The sequence below is a fragment of the Streptomyces sp. NPDC048604 genome (assembly GCF_043199435.1).
In the GTDB taxonomy this organism is placed as follows: Bacteria; Actinomycetota; Actinomycetes; order Streptomycetales; family Streptomycetaceae; genus Streptomyces.
This window is the reverse complement of sequence record NZ_JBICVX010000006.1, coordinates 185215-202490: the sequence shown is the minus strand read 5'-3', so window position 1 is coordinate 202490 and position 17276 is coordinate 185215. Positions and strand designations below refer to the sequence as shown.

Below are 17276 nucleotides of genomic sequence, written 5' to 3'. Positions count from 1 at the left end.
CGTGTCGGAGCAGAGCGCGGGAACGGACGGAGCGGACGAAGCCCGCCGGATGCAGGAACGGCTGGCCTCGCTGTCGCCGAGCCAGCGTGCCGTGCTCGAACGGTCCCTGCGCGAGCGGAAGCTGAAGGCGCCGACGGGTCTCCAGACCGGGACCGCGGCGCGCACCGCGCCGAAGGCCGCGCCGCGCCGGTCGCGGCGGCCGGGCAGCACCATGGACTTCAGCCTGTTCTTCTTCTCGGGCGACGGCACGACGGCGGGCTCGGACAAGTACCGGCTGCTGCTCGACAGCGCCCGGTTCGCCGACCGCAACGGGTTCGACGCGATCTGGGTGCCGGAGCGGCACTTCGTGGACTTCGGCGGCCTGTACCCGAACCCGTCGGTCCTGGCGGCGGCGCTCGCGGTGGCGACCGAGCGGATCCGGATCCGCGCCGGCAGCACGGTGCTGCCGCTCCACCATCCGGTGCGGGTGGCCGAGGAGTGGGCGGTCGTGGACAACCTGTCGGGCGGCCGGGTCGGGATCTCGGCGGCCTCCGGCTGGCACCCGGACGACTTCCTGCTCGCGCCGGGCGACGGCCAGCAGCGCTATCCGCGCCGCAAGGACGAGATGTTCGAGGCGATCGCCACGATCCGGCGGCTGTGGGCGGGCGAGGCGGTGGAACTGCCGCGTGCCGACGGCAGCCCGCAGAGCGTGCGCTCGCTGCCCCGGCCGATCCAGCCGGAGCTGCCGGTGTGGGTGTCCACGCAGGGCAGCCGGGAGACGTTCGTGCGGGCCGGCGAGATCGGCGCCCATCTGCTGACCGGTGTGGGGGCGCAGTACCCGGCGCATCTGAAGGACAACATCACCGCGTACCGGGAGGCGCGCGCCCGCGCCGGACACGACCCGGCGGCCGGGCGGGTGACGGCGATGGTGCACGCCTTCGTGTGGCCGGACGACGACGAGGCGCGGGAGCTGGTGCGCGCTCCGCTGACCGGCTACCTGACGTCGTTCCTGGCGCAACAGGACAGTTTCGACAGCGAGTTCGCCAAGCTCGGCGACGACGAGCGGCAGGTCATGCTCGACCGCGCCTTCGAGCGGTACTTCGACTCGCTGGCCCTGCTGGGCACCCCCGACAAGTGCGAGTCGCTCGTCGAGGACCTGGTGGACCTGGGCGTGGACGAGGCGGCCTGCCTGGTCGACTTCGGCATCGAGCCGGAGCGGGTGCTGAAGGGCCTGGAACACCTCACCGAGCTGAAGGACCGCTACCGGTCCGAGGAAGGACGGCAGCCGTGACCGACCTCTCGTCCCGGCTCGCCGGGCTCACCCCGGCCCAACGGGCCCTGCTCGACCGCAAGATGCGCGAGCGGACCGCGCAGGCCGCAGGGGCGAACACGCCCGCGCCGGTCGCCGCGCGCACCGGCGGTGACCGGGCGCCGCTGACCGTGGACCAGGAACGGATCTGGCTCATCCACCAGTTCGACCCGGAGGACCCGGTCTACACGGTGTACTTCGCGTCGCGGCTGCGCGGCGCGCTCGACACCGTCGCCGTGCAGCGCGCCGTGGACGGCTTCGTACGGCGGCACGAGGCGATGCGCACCACGTTCGAGCAGGACGGCGACCGGCCGGTGCAGGTGGTGCACCCCACGATGGAGGTGCCGGTCCGCCACGTCGACCTGCGGTCGGTGCCTCAGGCGCGGCGCGAGGCGGAGATGCTGCGGCTCGCCACGCAGGAGCTGCGCGTGCCCTTCGACATCGTCGCCGGGCCGCTGCTGCGGGTGACCCTGCTGAAGCTCGCCGAGGACGAGCACGTCCTGGTGGGCACGGTGGACCACCTGGTCTGGGACCGCGGCTCGATGGGCATCTTCAACACCGAGTTCGCCGAGCTGTACTCGGCGTACGCCACCGGCCGTGAGCCGGAACTGCCCGACGTCGAGGTCCACTACCCGGACTACGCGCTCTGGCAGCCCGGCTGGCTGCGGGAGGAGGTCGCCCGCCGGCACCTGCCGTTCTGGAAGCGGCAGCTCGACGGCGCGGATCTCGTCCTGGACCTGCCGACGGACCGGCCGCGTCCCCCGGTGATGACGGCCGACGGCGCCCGCCACCAGTGGCCGTTCACCCCGGAGCTGACGCAGGCGGTGAAGGACCTGGCGAAGCGGGAGGGCGTGTCCGTCTTCGTGGTGCTGCTCGCGGCGTGGGAGGTGCTGCTGCACCGGCTGTCCGGCCAGGACGACATCGTCGTCGGCACCACCTCGTCCACGCGCGGCCGGCCGGAGATCGAGTCCACGATCGGCTACTTCCTCACCATGCTGCCGCTGCGGTCCACGCTGCGGCCCGGGATGACGATGCGGGAGCTGCTGCAGGCGACCCGGAGCACGATGCTGGGCGCGTTCGACCACAACGACATCCCGTTCGGCACGCTCCTGGACGAGCTGGACATCGACCGCGATCCGAGCCGGACGCCGGTCTACCAGTCGTCGTTCGTCCTCGTGGACTTCCACCACGAGGAGCAGGCACCGATGGCGGGCCTGGCGGTGGAGGAGCTGACCCTCGACAACGCCACCGCGAAGGACGACGTGATGCTGGCCGTCGCGGACGATCCGGCGGTCTCCGAGGACCACTTCCACTGTCTTCTGGAGTACAACACCGACCTGTTCGACGAGAGCACGATGGCGCGGATGGCCCGCCAGTACACCCGGATCGTGGAGCAGACGATCCAGGACCCGGGTGTGGCCGTGGCGGACCTGTCGCCGGTCGGCCCCGAGGACGCGCACCGGATGCTGGTGGAGTGGAACCGCACCGGCGCCGAGCGGGAGCCGGGTCTGTGCCTGGAGGACCTGGTCCGCGGCCGGGCCGCCGAGACGCCCGACGCGGTGGCGGTGACCTGCGGCGAGGAGTCGCTGACGTACGCGGAGCTGGTGGAGCGGGCCGGGCGGCTCGCCTCGTACCTGCGGGGGCGGGGCGTCGCCGAGGAGTCCGTGGTCGGCGTGTGCCTGGACCGGTCGGCGGACCTGGTGGTCGGGCTGCTCGGGGTGCTGATGGCGGGCGGCGCCTATCTGCCGCTCGACGCCGCCCATCCGGCCGGCCGGCTCGCGGACATGACCCACGACGCGGGCGTACGGCTGGTGCTGACCTGCTCCGGGCTGCTCGGCGCGCTCGCGGACTGCCCGGGCGAGCGGGTCTGCCTGGACGCCGACGCGCAGGGCGTCGCCGCGGCCCCCGTGCTGCCGCCGAGGCCGGAGGCGGCCGAGGACCGGCTCGCGTACGTGATCTACACCTCCGGCTCCACGGGCCGCCCCAAGGGCGTGGAGGTCACCCACCGCAATCTGGTCAACCTGCTGCTCGCGATGGTCTCCGAGACGGGACTGCGTCCGGGGGACGTGCTGAGCGCCGTCACCCCGGTCACCTTCGACATCGCCGGCCTGGAGCTGTACGCGCCACTGGTCGCCGGCGCGCGGGTGCACGTCGTCCGCAAGGAAGACGCGGTCGACGGCCGCCGGCTCGCCGAGGTGCTGGCCGAGACCGGGACGACCGTGCTGCAGGCGACCCCGGCGACCTGGCAGCTGCTGGTCGAGGCGGGCTGGGAGAACGACGGCGCGCTGCGGGCCCTGGTGGGCGGCGAGGCGCTGCCGCCGTCGCTGGCCGAGCGGCTCGTCCGCGGGCCGGGCCGCACGTGGAACGTCTACGGTCCGACGGAGACCACCATCTGGTCCACCGCGCACCGGCTGGACAGCGGCACGGAGCAGATCTCCATCGGCCGTCCGCTCGCCAACACCCAGGCGTACGTGCTCGACGAGCGGCTGCGTCCGGTGCCGGTCGGGGTGCCCGGCGACCTGTATCTGGGCGGTACGGGAGTGGCCCGCGGCTACCGGGGCCGGCCCGGTCTGACGGCGGAGCGTTTCGTGCCCGACCCGTACGCGGACCGCCCGGGGGCGCGGATGTACGCGACCGGCGACAGGGCCCGGTGGCGCGAGGACGGCACGCTGGTCTTCCTGGGGCGCGACGACGGCCAGGTGAAGCTGCGCGGTTTCCGGATCGAACCGGGCGAGATCGAGGCGTGCCTGGAGCGGCATCCGGCGGTGGGCCGCGCGGTGGTGCTGGTCCGCGAGGACCGGCCGGGCGACCGGCGGCTCGTGGGCTATGTGACGGCGGAGGGCGAGGCCCGGCCGGCGGTGGAGGAACTGCGGGAGCATCTGCGGGAGTTCCTGCCGGACTACATGGTGCCGTCGGCGCTCGTGCGGCTGGACGCCTTCCCGCTGAACACCAGCGGCAAGATCGACCGCCGAGCGCTGCCCGCGCCGGCCGTGGAGCGCGCCGCCGGCGGTTACGTGCCGCCGCGCGATCCGCTGGAGCTGGAGGTCGCGCACGTCTGGGAGGAGGTGCTCGGGGTCGCGCCGGTCGGTCTGCACGACCGGTTCTTCGACCTGGGCGGGCATTCCCTGCTGGTGCTGCGGCTGATGGCGGAGATCGAGAAGCGGTTCGGCCGGCAGCTTCCCATGGCGGCCATCTTCCGGGGCGCGACCGTGGAGCGGTTCGCGCGGATGCTGCGCGAGGGGTACGAGGAGGAGGACGCGGTCCACCTCGTCGAACTGGGCTCCGGCGAGGGCGGGGACGGCGCGGCCGCTCCGGTGTTCTTCGCCCATCCCGCGGGCAGCGAGGTCGTCTGCTACATGCCGTTCGCCGAACTCCTTCAGGGCGGCCGGCCGGTGTACGCGCTGGCCTCGCCGCCGCCGGTGGACGGGCGGCTGCCGTACGCCGGCTTCGGCGAACGCGCCGCCGCCTACGCGGAGCTGATCCGGGGGGTGCAGCCCCGGGGGCCGTACACCGTCGTCGGCTGGTGCTACGGCGGCGCCAACGCCTACGCGGTCGCCGCCGAGCTGGAGCGGGCCGGCGAGCGGGTGTCCGTGGTGATGATGGACGCGCACGCCCCCGCGGTGGTCCCGGAGGGCGAGGAGCCGGACCGGGCCGACATCGTGGAGGCGATCGCAGCCAACCTGCAGTGGGACTACGGCGACCGGCTCAAGTCCGCCGCGGAGCTGCGCGGGATGACCGACGAGGAGCACCTGGACCATCTCCTTGAGCTGGCCCGCGCCTCGGACTATCTGCCGCCGGACGCCGGCCGGGAGCAGATCGCGCACGTCCTGGAGCTGTGGGAGGCCAACCTGCGCCTGCTGTGGAACTTCCGCCCGGACCCGGTCGCGGGCCGGGTCACGCTGATCCGGGCGGCCGAGGAGACTCACGACCCGGCCGGCTCGTGGCGGGCGCTGACGGGGCGGGACCTCGACGTCCGTACGGTGACGGGCAACCACTACTCGATGATGCGCAGTCCGCACATCGAGGGCGTCGCGAAGGTGCTCGACGAGATCCTGCGCGACGAGGACCACACCATGGGAGGCCGCACCGATGCTTGAGCTGTTGAAGGACCGGATGTACATCCGGTACTGGCTGGCGGTGGTGGCGTCCTTCCTCGGCGACGCCATCACGAAGATCACCCTGATCTACGTGGTGGCCACCGAGACGGAGAGCCCCGTCCTGTACGTGTCCCTGGTGGTCATCGCGCAGATGCTGCCGTCGGGGGTGCTCGGCGCGTTCGTCGGTCCGCTGGCCGACCGGATACCGGCGCGGGTGCTGATGGTCGGCTCGGACCTGGCCCGCGCCGTCCTGGCGCTGCTGATGATCGCCGTACGGGACTCGCCGCTGCTGCTGCTCGTGCTGATCCTGCTGAGCGGCATCGGCAAGTCGTTCTTCGAGACCGCCCGACTCACCGCGATCCCGCTGATCGTGCGCGGCCACAGCATCCCCACCGCGGTGGCGCTGTTCCAGTCGACCAACCACACCCTGAACCTGGTGGGCCCGGCGATGGGCGGGCTGCTGCTCGCCTTCGGCAGCGTCTCGGCGGTGTTCGTCATCGACGCGGCGACCTTCGTGGTCTCGGCGGTGCTGCTCGGCAGCATGACGGTGCTGCGCGAGGTGCCGGTGGCCGGCGGCCCCCGGGAGCCGTACTGGCGGTCGCTGCGCACCGGCCTGGACGGGGTGCTGGCCACGCCGTCGCTGCGCTTCCTCGCGGTGGTCCTGGTGCCGGTGATGCTGGCGCTCGGCCTGTTCAGCACCAACCTCAACTCGCAGCTCCTGACGGTCTTCCGGCTGTCCCCGTTCGACTACGGCCTGGCGCAGGCGGCGTTCGGCGCCGGTTCGGTGGCCGGCGCCCTGCTCGGTCCGCCGCTGGTGCGCCGCTTCTCCGACCGGAAGCTGCTGATCTGGTCGATCGTGCTGTTCGGCGCGTCCCTGCTGCTGCTCGACCCGACGGGCAGGCTGCAGGACGCGCTGGGCGTGACGGTCGTGCTGGTGTGGTGTCTGGTGGCGGGCCTGGGCTCGGGTCTGTTCCAGGTGCCGGTGGCCAACACGCTGCTCAGCGACATGCCCGCGGAGCTGCGCGGCCGGGGCGTGGGCCTGTTCAACGCCCTGATGGTCAACTTCACGGTCGTCGGCGTGGTCCTCGGCGGGGTCACCGCCGAACTCGCCGGCGTCGCCCAGTCGATCGTCCTCACCGGGGCACTGCTGCTGCCCGCGGCGCTGTTCATCGCCCTCACCCCGCTGGGCCGTCCCCGTCCCGCCGCGGCGGACCGCCCGGCGCCCGTCGAATCGGAGGTGACGAAGTGACCACGAGCCCCGAGGAAGTCCGGCTGCCCCTCACCCCCGCCCAGACGAGACTCTGGACGGCGGCCCAGCTGCGTCCGCGCGACCCGTTCCTGACGATCCCGTTCGCCGTGGACCTCGACGGCCCGCTGGACCGGGACGCGCTCGGCCGGGCGCTGGCCGAGCTCGTACGCCGCCACCCCGCACTGCGCACCCGTGTCGTCCGCGGCGCGGACGACGAGCCCGTGCAGTCGGTACGGGCGGCCTCGGCCGCCGGACCGGACCTGCCCGAGGCCGAGCCGGTCACGGCGGCCGAAGCCGCGGCGCTCGCCGAGAGGTTCGCGGCCGAGCCGTTCGAGCTGGACGGCGGTGCGCTGCTGCGCCTGCGGCTGCTGCGCCTCGACGAGACCACGCACCAGCTCCTTGTGGGCGTCCACCACCTCGTCTTCGACGGGGTGTCGCTCGCACTGTTCCTCTCCGAACTGGCCGAGCTGTACGGGGCGTTAGCCGGCGGCGAGCCGTCGCCGCTCGCGGAGCCGCCGGCGGCGTACGGGGACTTCCTCGCCGCCAGGACCGCCCAGGACGAGCGGGAGCGCCCGGAGCACCTGCGCTACTGGACCGGCCGGCTGGCCGGCGCCCCCGAGGTCCTGGAGCTGCCGGTGTCCGCGCCCCGCGGTCCGGCCGCCGGCCACGCCGGTGACCGGCGTACCGCGCTCGTGCCCGCCGCCGTGGTGGAGCCGCTCAAGAAGCTGGCGAGGGCACGGCGGTGCAGCCTGTACATGGTGCTGAAGGCCGCGGTGGACGCGGTGCTCTCCGCGTACGGGACGGCCGACGTGCTGACCGGGACGGCCCTGTCCGGACGGGACACCACGCAGGCCGCCGGGGTGGTCGGCTATCTGACCCGCCCGGTGGTGCTGCGGTCCGACGTGTCGGACGACCCGGAGTTCACGGAGCTGCTTGCCCGGGTGCGCGGCGACCTGCTCGACGCCCTGGACCACGCGGACCTGCCGTTGGACGAGGTGATCGACGCGCTCGGCGTCGGCCGGGACCCCGGCCACCACCCGCTGTACCAGGTGGCGTACACCCACCAGCCGGCCGCGCCCGTCCTCCGGGCGGGCGAGCTGGGGGTCCGGGCCCGTGAACTGCGGCTGCCGACGACCAAGGCCGATCTGGCGATCGACACCCTGGAGACGGACGACGGCGGGCTGCTCGCCCTGGCCGACTACCGGACGGACCTGCTCGACGCCGCCGAGGCGGAGCTGCTCCTCGCCCGGCTGAGGACGGTGCTCGAACGGGTCGGCGCGGATCCGGGACAGCGGGTGTCCGCGCTGCTGCGGCCGGACGCGGCCGAGCGCGGGCGGATGCTCGCCGCCTGGAACCCGCCGCGGGACGTCTCCCCGGCGGAGGAGTGCGTGCACGACCTGGTGGCCGCGCAGGCCGCCCGGACGCCGGACGCGGTCGCCGTGGCGGCCGGCGCACGCACCTGGACCTACCGTGAACTGGAGTCGGCCGCAGCACAGTTGGCGGCGCGACTGCGGGCGCTGGGGGTGGGGCCGGAGGTTCGGGTCGGGGTGTGCGTCCCGCTGTCGTTCGACCTGGTCGCCGCGGAGCTGGCGGTGTGGCGGGCGGGCGGGGTGTGTGTTCCCCTGGACGCCTCGCTGCCCGCGTTCCTGCTGCGGATCGCGGCGGACGACGCGGGCGTGGAGACGGTGCTGGCCGACCCGGTCGCCGCTCCGCTGTTCGACCGCACGCGGGTGCGGGTGCTCGCCTCGGACCTCTCCGACGCGGATCCCGGTCCCGGGCCCGATGCCGGCCCTCGTGCCGTCGAGGCGGCCGCCGGGCCGCGGAACGCCGCCGCGGTGCTCCGCACCTCCGGCACGACCGGCGAACCGCTGCCCGTGGTGCTCGAACACCGGCAGTTGGCCTCCCGCTTGAGCTGGGCCGGGCGCGAACTGCCCGCCGAGGCACTGGAGTCCGTGATCCCGCTGGGTGCTCCGGACGCGCCCGCCTCGGTCTTCGAGCTGTTCGCTCCGCTGGTGCGCGGCGGCCGGGTCACGGTGCCCACCGGCGCCGCCTCCGGCACGGTGTACGCGACGCCCTCGGCGCTGGCCGCGCCCGGCGGCGTCGGGGTCGGCGCGACCCATGTCCTGGCGGCCGGCGAGCCGTTGACGCCGGCGCGGATCCGGGACGTGTACGACGGCGGGGCCGTGGGCGTGCACCACGTGTACGCCGCCGCCGAGACGGGCGGGCCCGCCCTGGCCGGTCCGGTGGCGGCCGACGCGGACGCGCCGCTGACGCTGGGCCTCCCGGCGGACGCCACGGTGTACGTCCTCGACCCCGCCGGCGACCTCGTGCCGCCGGGCGGCGTGGGCGAGCTGCACATCGGCGGCGCCGCCGTCGCACGCGGCTACGCGGGCCGGGCCGGGCTCACCGCCGAGCGGTTCCGCCCCGACCCGTACGGGGCCGAGCCCGGCGGCCGGCTCTTCGCGACCGGCGACCTGGCGCGCTGTCTGCCCGACGGGCGGCTGGTGTTCGCGGGACGGAGCGCCGACCGCGTGCAGGTGCGCGGGGTTTGGGTGGCGGCCGTCGACGTCCGGGCCGCGCTGCTGGCGCAACCTGGGGTGGCGCTGGCCGAGGTGGTCGTGGCCGACGGGTCCGCGGGGAGCGGTGCGGCCGGCCTGGCCGCGGCCGTGGTGGTCCTGCCCGGTGCCGGGCTCACCGTGCCCGCCGTGCGCGCGCACCTGGCGGGGACGCTGCCGGGCTACATGCTGCCGGAGCGGCTGGAGGTCCTGGACCGGCTGCCCCTGCTGCCGAGCGGACGGACCGACCGTACGGCGCTGCTCAAGGCGGTCGCGGAGGCGGCCGAGCGGCGGGCGGCACAGGCCGCGGCCGCGTCGGCCGACCGGCCGGAGGACGCGGCGGAGCACCTGGTTACGGACGTCTGGGAGCGGGTGCTCGGCCGCCGCGTCGGTCCGGACACCGGGTTCTTCGACGCGGGCGGCAACTCGCTGCTGCTGATCCGGCTCCGGGACCGGCTGCGCGAGGCGCTGGGCCGCGAGGTGGACGTGATCGACCTGTTCCGGCACTCCACGGTCCGGGCGATGGCCACGCACTTCGGCGAGAGCGAAGGCGAGGGCCACGGCCACGTCCACGGCGAAGACGCCGGCGCACGCGAACGCGACGGCGCGCCCGCCGCGCCGACCGGCGCCGACCGGGGACAGGCCCGGCAGCAGGCCCTGCGGACCCGGGCACGGGCCCGCGCGACACGTACCGGAGAGAGGAACCGATGACCGCCCGCCCCCTGTCCGTACCCGACCCCGGCGACGCCGCGCACCAGCGCACGCTGTACCGGTGGTTCGAGACCGCGGCCCTGAGCCTGCCGGACCACCCGGCCCTGGAGATCGGCGACCGCGTCGTCACGTACGCGCAACTGCGCGCCATGGCGCTGACGCTGGCCGAGCGTCTCGTCCACAAGCACGGCGGCGTGCCCCGCCGAGTCGCTCTGGTCGCCTCGCGGACCGTCGCCGCGTACGCGGGCTATCTGGCGGTCCAGCGGCTCGGCGCGAGCGTGGTGCCCCTGAACCCGGACCATCCCGAGCCGCGCAACCTGGACGTGGCCCAGCGGGCCGGCGTCGAGGCCGCGCTCGTGGACGTCCGTTCCGACGGGCTGTTCCGGCTGCTGCCCGAGCGGTACCGGCCGACCGTCCTCGAACTGTCCGACGACGACCTGTCCGGGACCGAGCCGCTCGGCACGGGCCTGCCGCCGGTCCCGGACGACCTGGACGCCGAGGCGTACCTGATCTTCACGTCCGGTTCGACCGGCCAGCCCAAGGGCGTGCCGATCCGGCACCGGCACGTCTCGCCGTATCTGGCGTACAACATCGCCCGCTACGAGCTGGCGCCCGGCTGCCGGCATCCGCAGGTCTACGGGCTGACCTTCGACGTCCACTGCTACGACCTGTTCGTCACCTGGGGCGGCGGCGCGACGCTGGTCGTGCCGTCGGTCGAGGAGCTGTTCCGGCCGGTCGACTTCATCGTGGACAAGGGGCTCACCCACTGGTCGTCGGTGCCGTCGGTGCTGCGCGAGGCGCAGCGCCTCGGTCATGTGCCGCTGGGCCGCGCGGTCACCCTGCGGCACACCTCGTTCGGCGCCGAGACGGTGACCCGGGAGAACGTGGACCTGTGGCGCGAGGTGGCCCCGCACGCGCAGATCCACAACGCGTACGGCCCCACCGAGGTGTCGATCGGCTGTGTCAACCACCGTCTCACCGGCCCGAGTTCGGACTGGCCGGCGTACGAGGGCGGCGCGGTGCCGATCGGCACGCCGTACCCGCACATGGAGGCGGTACTGCTCGGCGAGGACGGGCTGCCCGCCGCCGACGGCGAGCTGTGCCTGCGCGGTCCGCAGCGGTTCGACGGCTATCTCGACCCCGGCGAGAACACGGGCCGGTTCCTCACGTACGAGGAGGGCGGGGGCCCCGCGGTCGTGTACGACGGCTCCGGTCCGCTGACGGCCCGTCACTGGTACCGCACCGGAGACCGGGTGCGCCGCGAGGGCGAGGTGCTGGTCCATCGCGGTCGACTCGACCAGCAGGTCAAGGTGCGCGGTCACCGCGTGGAGATCGGCGAGGTGGAGGCGGTGTTCCGGCGGCACCCGCAGGTGGTGGACGTGGCCGTGGTGCCGGTGCCCGCCGAGGGCGGCGAGACGGAGCTGGCCGCCGCGTACGCCGGGCGGGAGGTGGAGCCGGAGGCGTTCGACGCCTGGCTGCGCGACCGGGTGCCGCTGCACATGGTGCCGTCCCGGATCCGGCTGATGGACGGGCTGCCGCTCAACGACAACGGAAAGACGGACCGCACCGCACTCGCGCGGATCCTCGGCACTCGGGAGACCTCATGACGCAGGCGCTGGACACGACGGCCCGGTGGCGGGCCGTGCTGGACGGGATCGAGCCGCTGGAGCTGCCGGTGGACCGCGCACGCCCCGCCGGGCCGGAGGCCGGCGCGGAGACGGCGCAGTACGCGTGGGCCGTCCCGGCGGCGACGGCGGACGCCCTGCGCAAGGTCGCGGCGGAGCACGGCGTCGGGCTGCCGGCCGCACTGCTCGCGGCGTACCAGGCAGTGCTCGGCCGGTGGGCCCGGAAGCGGGACGTGGCAGTGGGCGTCGGGTTCGACGGGAACCTGCTGGTCGTCCGTACGGACCTGGGGGACGCCGCACCGTCGTTCGCGGAGCTGACGGCGACGGTGGACGCGGCGCTGGAAGAGGCCCGGGCACGGGACGCGGTGCCGTTCCCGGAGCTGGCCGACGCTCTCGGGGCGGGTCCGGAGCGCTCGGGCGGTCACCATCCGCTGGTGCAGGCCGTGTTCGCGCCGCGCCCCGGGGACGCCGGCGGCTACCGGGCGCCCGCCGGGGTCTGCCCGCCCGATCTGGCGCTGTCCTGGTCCGAGCAGGAGGACGGCGGGCTGGGGCTGTGCCTGGAGTACCGGGCCGCCCTGTTCGCCGCCGCGACCGCCGAGCGGTTCGCGGCCGGCCTGCTGACCCTCCTCACCGGGGCCGCCGGCCGGCCGGGCGTTCCGGTGCGGGAGCTGGACGTCGTCACGGAGGAGGAGCGGGAGGTCCTGCGCGCCTGGGGCCGCAACCCGGTCGCGTACCCGCAGGACCGCACGGTCTGGGGGCTGTTCGCCGCGCAAGCGGCGCGGACGCCGGACGCGGTCGCCGTGGTCTTCGGCGACGAGGAGGTCGCCTACCGGGAACTGGAGGCCCGGACCGGGCGGCTCGCCCGGCGGCTGCGCGCCCTCGGGGTGGAGCGGAACGTACCGGTCGGGGTGTGCGTGGCGCGCGGCACGGAGCTGGTCGTGGCGCTGCTCGCCGTCCTGCGCGCGGGCGGGGCGTACGTGCCGCTGGATCCCGAACACCCGGTGGACCGGCTGTCGTTCGTCCTCGCGGACACGGCGGCGCCGGTCGTCGTCACCCAGGAGTCGCTGCGCGGGCGGCTGGCCGGCGGGGGGCGGACGCTGGTCACGGTCGACGCGCAGGATCCCGCGCCCGAAGAGGCGGACGCGGACGGACTCGCCGGCGCGGACCCGGACGATCTCGCGTACGTGCTGTACACCTCCGGATCCACCGGCACGCCCAAGGGCGTGGCCGTGACGGTCGGTTCGCTGGTCGGGCTGCTGCACGGGATGCGGGACGTCTTCCCGGCGCCTCAGAGCGCCCGAGTGCTCTTCACCACCTCCGCCACCTTCGACATCGCGGCCGTCGAGATCTTCCTGCCGCTGATCACCGGCGGCCGGATCGTCGGCGCCGACCGGGACCAGGTGCGCAGCCCCCGCGCGCTGGCCGGGCTGATCGACCGGCACTCCGCGACGCTGGTCCAGGCGACGCCGTCCGCGTGGCGGCCGCTGCTCGACGCCCTCGGGGACACGCGGCGCGCACTGACGGTCTTCACGGCCGGCGAGGCGCTGCCCGCCGAACTGGCGGGGCGGATGCTCCGCGCGGGCGGCCGGGTCGTCAACGGCTACGGTCCGACCGAGACCACCGTGTACGCGACGCTCGCCGAGATCCGGGACGCGGCGGGCCCGGTCCCGATCGGCCGGCCGACGCCGAACACCGAGGTCTCCGTCGTGGACGAGCACGGCCGGCCCGTCCCGGTCGGCGTCCCCGGCGAACTGCTGATCGGCGGAAAGGGCGTGGCCCGCGGGTATCTGGGGCGTCCGGAGCTGACGGCGGAACGGTTCGCCGGCGGGGTGTACCGGAGCGGGGACCTGGTGCGCTGGCTGCCCGACGGGAACCTGGACTTCCTGGGCCGCCTCGACCACCAGGTGAAGCTGCGCGGCTTCCGCATCGAACCGGGCGAGACCGAGGCGGCGTTGCTCGCGCACGTGGACGTGTCCGCGTGCGCGGTGACCGTGCGGGACGACGCGATACCCGGGGAGCGGGTGCTCGTCGCGTACTGCGTCCCGGCGCCCGGACGCGCCCCGGGCGTGACGGCGCTGCGCGCGTGGTGCGGGCGGACCCTGCCCGACTACATGGTGCCGGCCGTATTCGTCTTGCTCGACGCGCTGCCTCTGACCGGCAGCGGCAAGACCGACCGCGCGGCGCTGCCCGCGCCGGGCGGCGACCGGTCCGGTCCCGAGGCGGAGTTCGTGGCGCCGCGGAACGCCGCCGAGCGCGCCGTGGCCCGGGTCTGGGCCGAGGCGCTGTGGGCGGACGAAGTGGGCGCGCACGACGACTTCTTCGGCCTCGGCGGCGACTCGCTGACCGCCACGCGGGCGGCGCTGAAGCTGCAGGAGGAGTTCGGCCTGGAGATCCCGGTGCGGGTGCTGTTCACCTGCACGACGGTCGAGTCGCTCGCGCGGGCGGTGCTGACCGTGCGCCGCGGCGGCGACTGGCCGGCGGCCTGAACCGCCCCGTACCGCACCGCCCTTCCCCGCTCTCCCCCCATACAGAGGTGGAACCCATGACTGACCGACCGGTGCTGCTGACCGTGTACGACACGGGCAGCCTCGCGCCGACCCGGCTGGCCGAGGCCGCCCGGCGCGCGGGCTGCGCCCTGGTGTTCGCCGTGGCCGGCACCGCGCACGCCCGGGAGATGATCCCGACCCTGGAGACCCTCGGCGCCGTCGTCGACACGGCGGACCTGACCGAGGACGAGACGGTGGTGGCGCTGAAGGCGCACGCTCCGACGGGGATCGTCACCTTCAGCGAGTTCCAGATCGCCCGCACCGCCCGGCTGGCCGCCGCACTGGGGCTCCCGTACCACTCCCCCACGGACGTGCCCGCCCTCACGCACAAGGACCTCCAGCGGGAACGGTTCGCCGAGGCCGGCCTGGACGCCGTCCGCTTCCGTACCGTCACCGCGCCGGACCAGGTGGACGAGGCGCTCGCGCACGTCGGGCTGCCGGCCATCATCAAGCCGGTCGTCGGCGCGTCCAGCCGCAACACCCGCGCGGTGACGACGGCCGAGGAGTGCCGGGCGGCCGTGGCCGAGGTGTTCGACGCCTCCGGCGAAGGGCCCGTGGAGACGGCCGTGATGATCGAGGAGTTACTTGAGGGGCGTCCCACGCCGGCCCCGTGGGGCGACTACATCGCGGTGGACTGCGTGGCCGTCGGCGACGACGTCCGCCCGGTGTTCGTCACGAGCAAGTTCGCGCTGGCCGAGCCGTTCCGCGAGCGGGGCGGCTACGGCGGATGGTCGGTGGTGTCCGAGGAGGACGAGCTGTCCGTGCGGGACCTGGCCTGCCGGGCGGTGCGCGCGCTGAACGTCCACGGCGTGGCCGACGTCGAGATCAAGCTGACGGCCGAAGGACCGCGGGTCATCGAGGTCAACGGCCGGCTCGGCGCGTGGGTGGACGACCTGGCCGTCCGCTCCGGCACCTCCGACCCGGCGTACGTGGCGGTGGCGGCGGCCCTCGGTCTGCCCTACGAGACCCCGGACGTGAAGCGGGACGGGCCGATCGCCTTCCACTACCTGATCGTGCCGCCCGCCGGCGCGCGCCGGGTGAAGGAGATCCGCAACGTGTCCGCGCTGCGCCGCCTGCCGTACGTGGACGGCGTCACGGTGCTCACCGAGCCGGGGGCCTGCGTGGACTGGCGGATCGGGGCGCGCGGCAACACGGCGGCGGTCGTCGGTTCCGTCGCCTCGCACGAGGAGCTGGCCGAGGCCGTGGCGGCCGTCGAGAGCGTCGAGTGGATCACGTATGCGTAGGCATGAGCCCGCCGGGCCGGCGGTGCCGGCCGGAACGTTTCTCGTGTTCGACCTGGACGGCGTCCTAGTCGACACCCAGGACGCCGAGAACGGCGGACTCGCCCACGTGGGCGAGCTGATGGGCGTGACGCTCGGCAAGGAGCGGCGGGACGAACTGTTCTCCGGCAAGAAGATGCAGGAGTGCCTGGACCTGCTGGAGGAGCTGGCCGGCACCCCACCGCCGCCGGACGCCATGCCGATCGCGCGGGCCAGGTGCGAGGAGCTGATCGGCGACCGCCTGGAACCGCTCGCGGGCGTGGCGGACGCGCTGGACCGGCTGGGCGTCCTGCCGGGCGTGTCCGGCATGTGCGTGGCGTCCAACAGTCCGCTGGAGCTGATCGAGCGCCGGCTGGCCAAGGCGGGGCTGCTGCATCAATTCGGGGGGCGGCTGTACTCCGCGTACGAGGTGGCGGCGTGGAAGCCCGACCCGAAGCTGTTCCTGGCGGCGGCCGAGCGGTCCGGGGCCGCCGTCGTGGACTGTCTGGTGATCGAGGACAGTCCGGTCGGCGTGGCCGCCGGGCTCGACGCCGGGATGCGGGTCCTGCAGTACACGCCCGACCCGGCGGTCGGCGCGCACCTGGAGGGCGCGGAGGTGTTCCGCTCCATGGCGGAACTCCCGGGCCTGGTGGCCGCGGTGATCGCCCGGCGGTCCGCCGCGTCCTCCACCCCCGCAGACGCCCCTGCCCTCACACCCGACATCGCCCCTGCCCTCGCCCCCACCGCCGCGACTCCGACGGGAAGGACCCGATGAACAACCCCGCCCACGAGGCACGCAAGGTCATGATCCTGGGCGCCGGCGACATCGGCCGCCGGGTCTTCCACGAGCTGGCGCACAGCGAGCGGCCGCGGGAGCTGCGGCTGGTCGGCCGGGACGAGGAGGCGGTGCTGCGGGCCGCGAACCTGACGCGGTTCTGCGCCATCCAGCGCGGGTACACGCCCCGGGTCGATCACGCCCTGACCGATCTGCGGGACGTGGCGCGCACCGCCGAGCAGATCGCCGCGTTCCGGCCCGACGTGCTGTTCCTGGCGGCGAGTTACCAGTCGTGGTGGGTGATATCGACGCTGGAGCGGTCCGCGTTCGAGCGGCTGTACGCCGCGGACTACGGGCCCTGGCTGCCGATGCACCTGGTGCCGGCGATGAAGGCGATGGAGGCGGTCCGGCTGTCCGGGGTGGACCCGGTGGTGGTGAACGCCGCCTACCCGGACGCCGTGCATCCGGCGCTCTCCGCGATCGGTCTCTCCCCCGACCTCGGGATCGGCAACGTCGCCAACAACGTGCCCGGCATCACCGCAGCCGTCGCGGACGAACTCGGCCTCGCGGCCGACGCGGTGGAGGTGCGGCTCGTCGCCCACCACTACGTCTCGCACCGCCTGTCCCGGCACGGCGACAGCGGTCCCGCGGAGCTGGGCCTGGGCGTCCGGGTGGCCGAACGGGACGTCACCGCGCAGCTGGACGTGCCGGCGCTGCTGAAGCGGCTGCCGGATCGGTACCGGCGCACCGGCGGACTGCCCGGACAGGCGATGACGGCGGCGTCGGCGCTGAGCGTCCTGGAGCCGCTGGCCGACGGGCGGGCGGCCCTGATCCACGCGCCCGGCGCGGGCGGCGCCGTGGGCGGCCACCCGGTCGCGCTCCGCGCGGACGGCACCTTCGAGATCGTGCTGCCCGACGGGATGTCCCCGGAGCGGGCCGACGCGATCGTCCGGTCCGGGCAGGTGCAGGACGGCATCGGCGAGATCCGGGAGGACGGCACGGTGGTCTTCGAACCGTCGTCGATGGCGGTCATGACGGAGGAACTCGGCTACGCCTGCACGGAGATGAAGCTCTCGGAGGCGGAGGACCGGGCGCTGGAACTCGCCGAGCGGTTCGCCGCGTACCGGTCGACGGCCGGCGCGGCCGCGTGACCGCGGCGGGGCGCGGCGGC

Annotated in this window: 9 protein-coding genes; all 9 read left to right on the top strand. The window is 74.6% G+C overall.

Going from position 1 to position 17276, the window contains the following annotated elements:
• Nucleotide 1 precedes the first annotated feature (1 nt).
• From ACGFMM_RS14905 to ACGFMM_RS14865, 9 genes are read left to right on the top strand one after another with little or no spacing between them, the layout of a single operon-like run.
• Nucleotides 2–1270, top strand: a complete 1269-nt coding sequence (locus ACGFMM_RS14905; protein ID WP_393646610.1) for a MupA/Atu3671 family FMN-dependent luciferase-like monooxygenase — start codon at nt 2–4, stop codon at nt 1268–1270.
• Entirely contained in the window at nt 1267–5385 is a 4119-nt protein-coding gene (locus tag ACGFMM_RS14900; RefSeq protein ID WP_393646608.1) for an amino acid adenylation domain-containing protein, read from the top strand. The genes ACGFMM_RS14905 and ACGFMM_RS14900 overlap by 4 nt, the downstream gene beginning before the upstream one ends.
• On the top strand, nt 5378–6634 hold the full coding sequence (locus tag ACGFMM_RS14895) for an MFS transporter (protein WP_393646606.1): 1257 nt from the start codon (nt 5378–5380) through the stop codon (nt 6632–6634). The genes ACGFMM_RS14900 and ACGFMM_RS14895 overlap by 8 nt, the downstream gene beginning before the upstream one ends.
• On the top strand, nt 6631–9900 hold the full coding sequence (locus ACGFMM_RS14890; RefSeq protein ID WP_393646604.1) for a condensation domain-containing protein: 3270 nt from the start codon (nt 6631–6633) through the stop codon (nt 9898–9900). The genes ACGFMM_RS14895 and ACGFMM_RS14890 overlap by 4 nt, the downstream gene beginning before the upstream one ends.
• Nucleotides 9897–11507, top strand: coding sequence for an AMP-binding protein (locus ACGFMM_RS14885; RefSeq protein WP_393646602.1), 1611 nt, complete (start codon nt 9897–9899; stop codon nt 11505–11507). The genes ACGFMM_RS14890 and ACGFMM_RS14885 overlap by 4 nt, the downstream gene beginning before the upstream one ends.
• Nucleotides 11504–14011: an amino acid adenylation domain-containing protein gene (locus ACGFMM_RS14880; protein ID WP_393646600.1), complete on the top strand. Its 2508-nt coding sequence runs from the start codon at nt 11504–11506 to the stop codon at nt 14009–14011. Before ACGFMM_RS14885 ends, ACGFMM_RS14880 begins: the two co-directional genes overlap by 4 nt.
• Before the next feature lie 56 nt (nt 14012–14067).
• On the top strand, nt 14068–15315 hold the full coding sequence (locus ACGFMM_RS14875; RefSeq protein WP_393646598.1) for an acetyl-CoA carboxylase biotin carboxylase subunit family protein: 1248 nt from the start codon (nt 14068–14070) through the stop codon (nt 15313–15315).
• Entirely contained in the window at nt 15308–16105 is a 798-nt protein-coding gene (locus tag ACGFMM_RS14870) for an HAD family hydrolase (RefSeq protein ID WP_393646596.1), read from the top strand. Before ACGFMM_RS14875 ends, ACGFMM_RS14870 begins: the two co-directional genes overlap by 8 nt.
• Nucleotides 16102–17256: a hypothetical protein gene (locus ACGFMM_RS14865; RefSeq protein ID WP_393646594.1), complete on the top strand. Its 1155-nt coding sequence runs from the start codon at nt 16102–16104 to the stop codon at nt 17254–17256. Before ACGFMM_RS14870 ends, ACGFMM_RS14865 begins: the two co-directional genes overlap by 4 nt.
• Nucleotides 17257–17276 lie beyond the last annotated feature (20 nt).

Coding starts and splice junctions, on each gene's coding strand:
- ACGFMM_RS14870 (WP_393646596.1), top strand. CDS start 15,308: ATGCGTAGGCATGAGCCCGCCGGGCCGGCGGTGCCGGCCGGAACGTTT.
- ACGFMM_RS14875 (WP_393646598.1), top strand. CDS start 14,068: ATGACTGACCGACCGGTGCTGCTGACCGTGTACGACACGGGCAGCCTC.
- ACGFMM_RS14885 (WP_393646602.1), top strand. CDS start 9,897: ATGACCGCCCGCCCCCTGTCCGTACCCGACCCCGGCGACGCCGCGCAC.
- ACGFMM_RS14880 (WP_393646600.1), top strand. CDS start 11,504: ATGACGCAGGCGCTGGACACGACGGCCCGGTGGCGGGCCGTGCTGGAC.
- ACGFMM_RS14865 (WP_393646594.1), top strand. CDS start 16,102: ATGAACAACCCCGCCCACGAGGCACGCAAGGTCATGATCCTGGGCGCC.
- ACGFMM_RS14895 (WP_393646606.1), top strand. CDS start 5,378: ATGCTTGAGCTGTTGAAGGACCGGATGTACATCCGGTACTGGCTGGCG.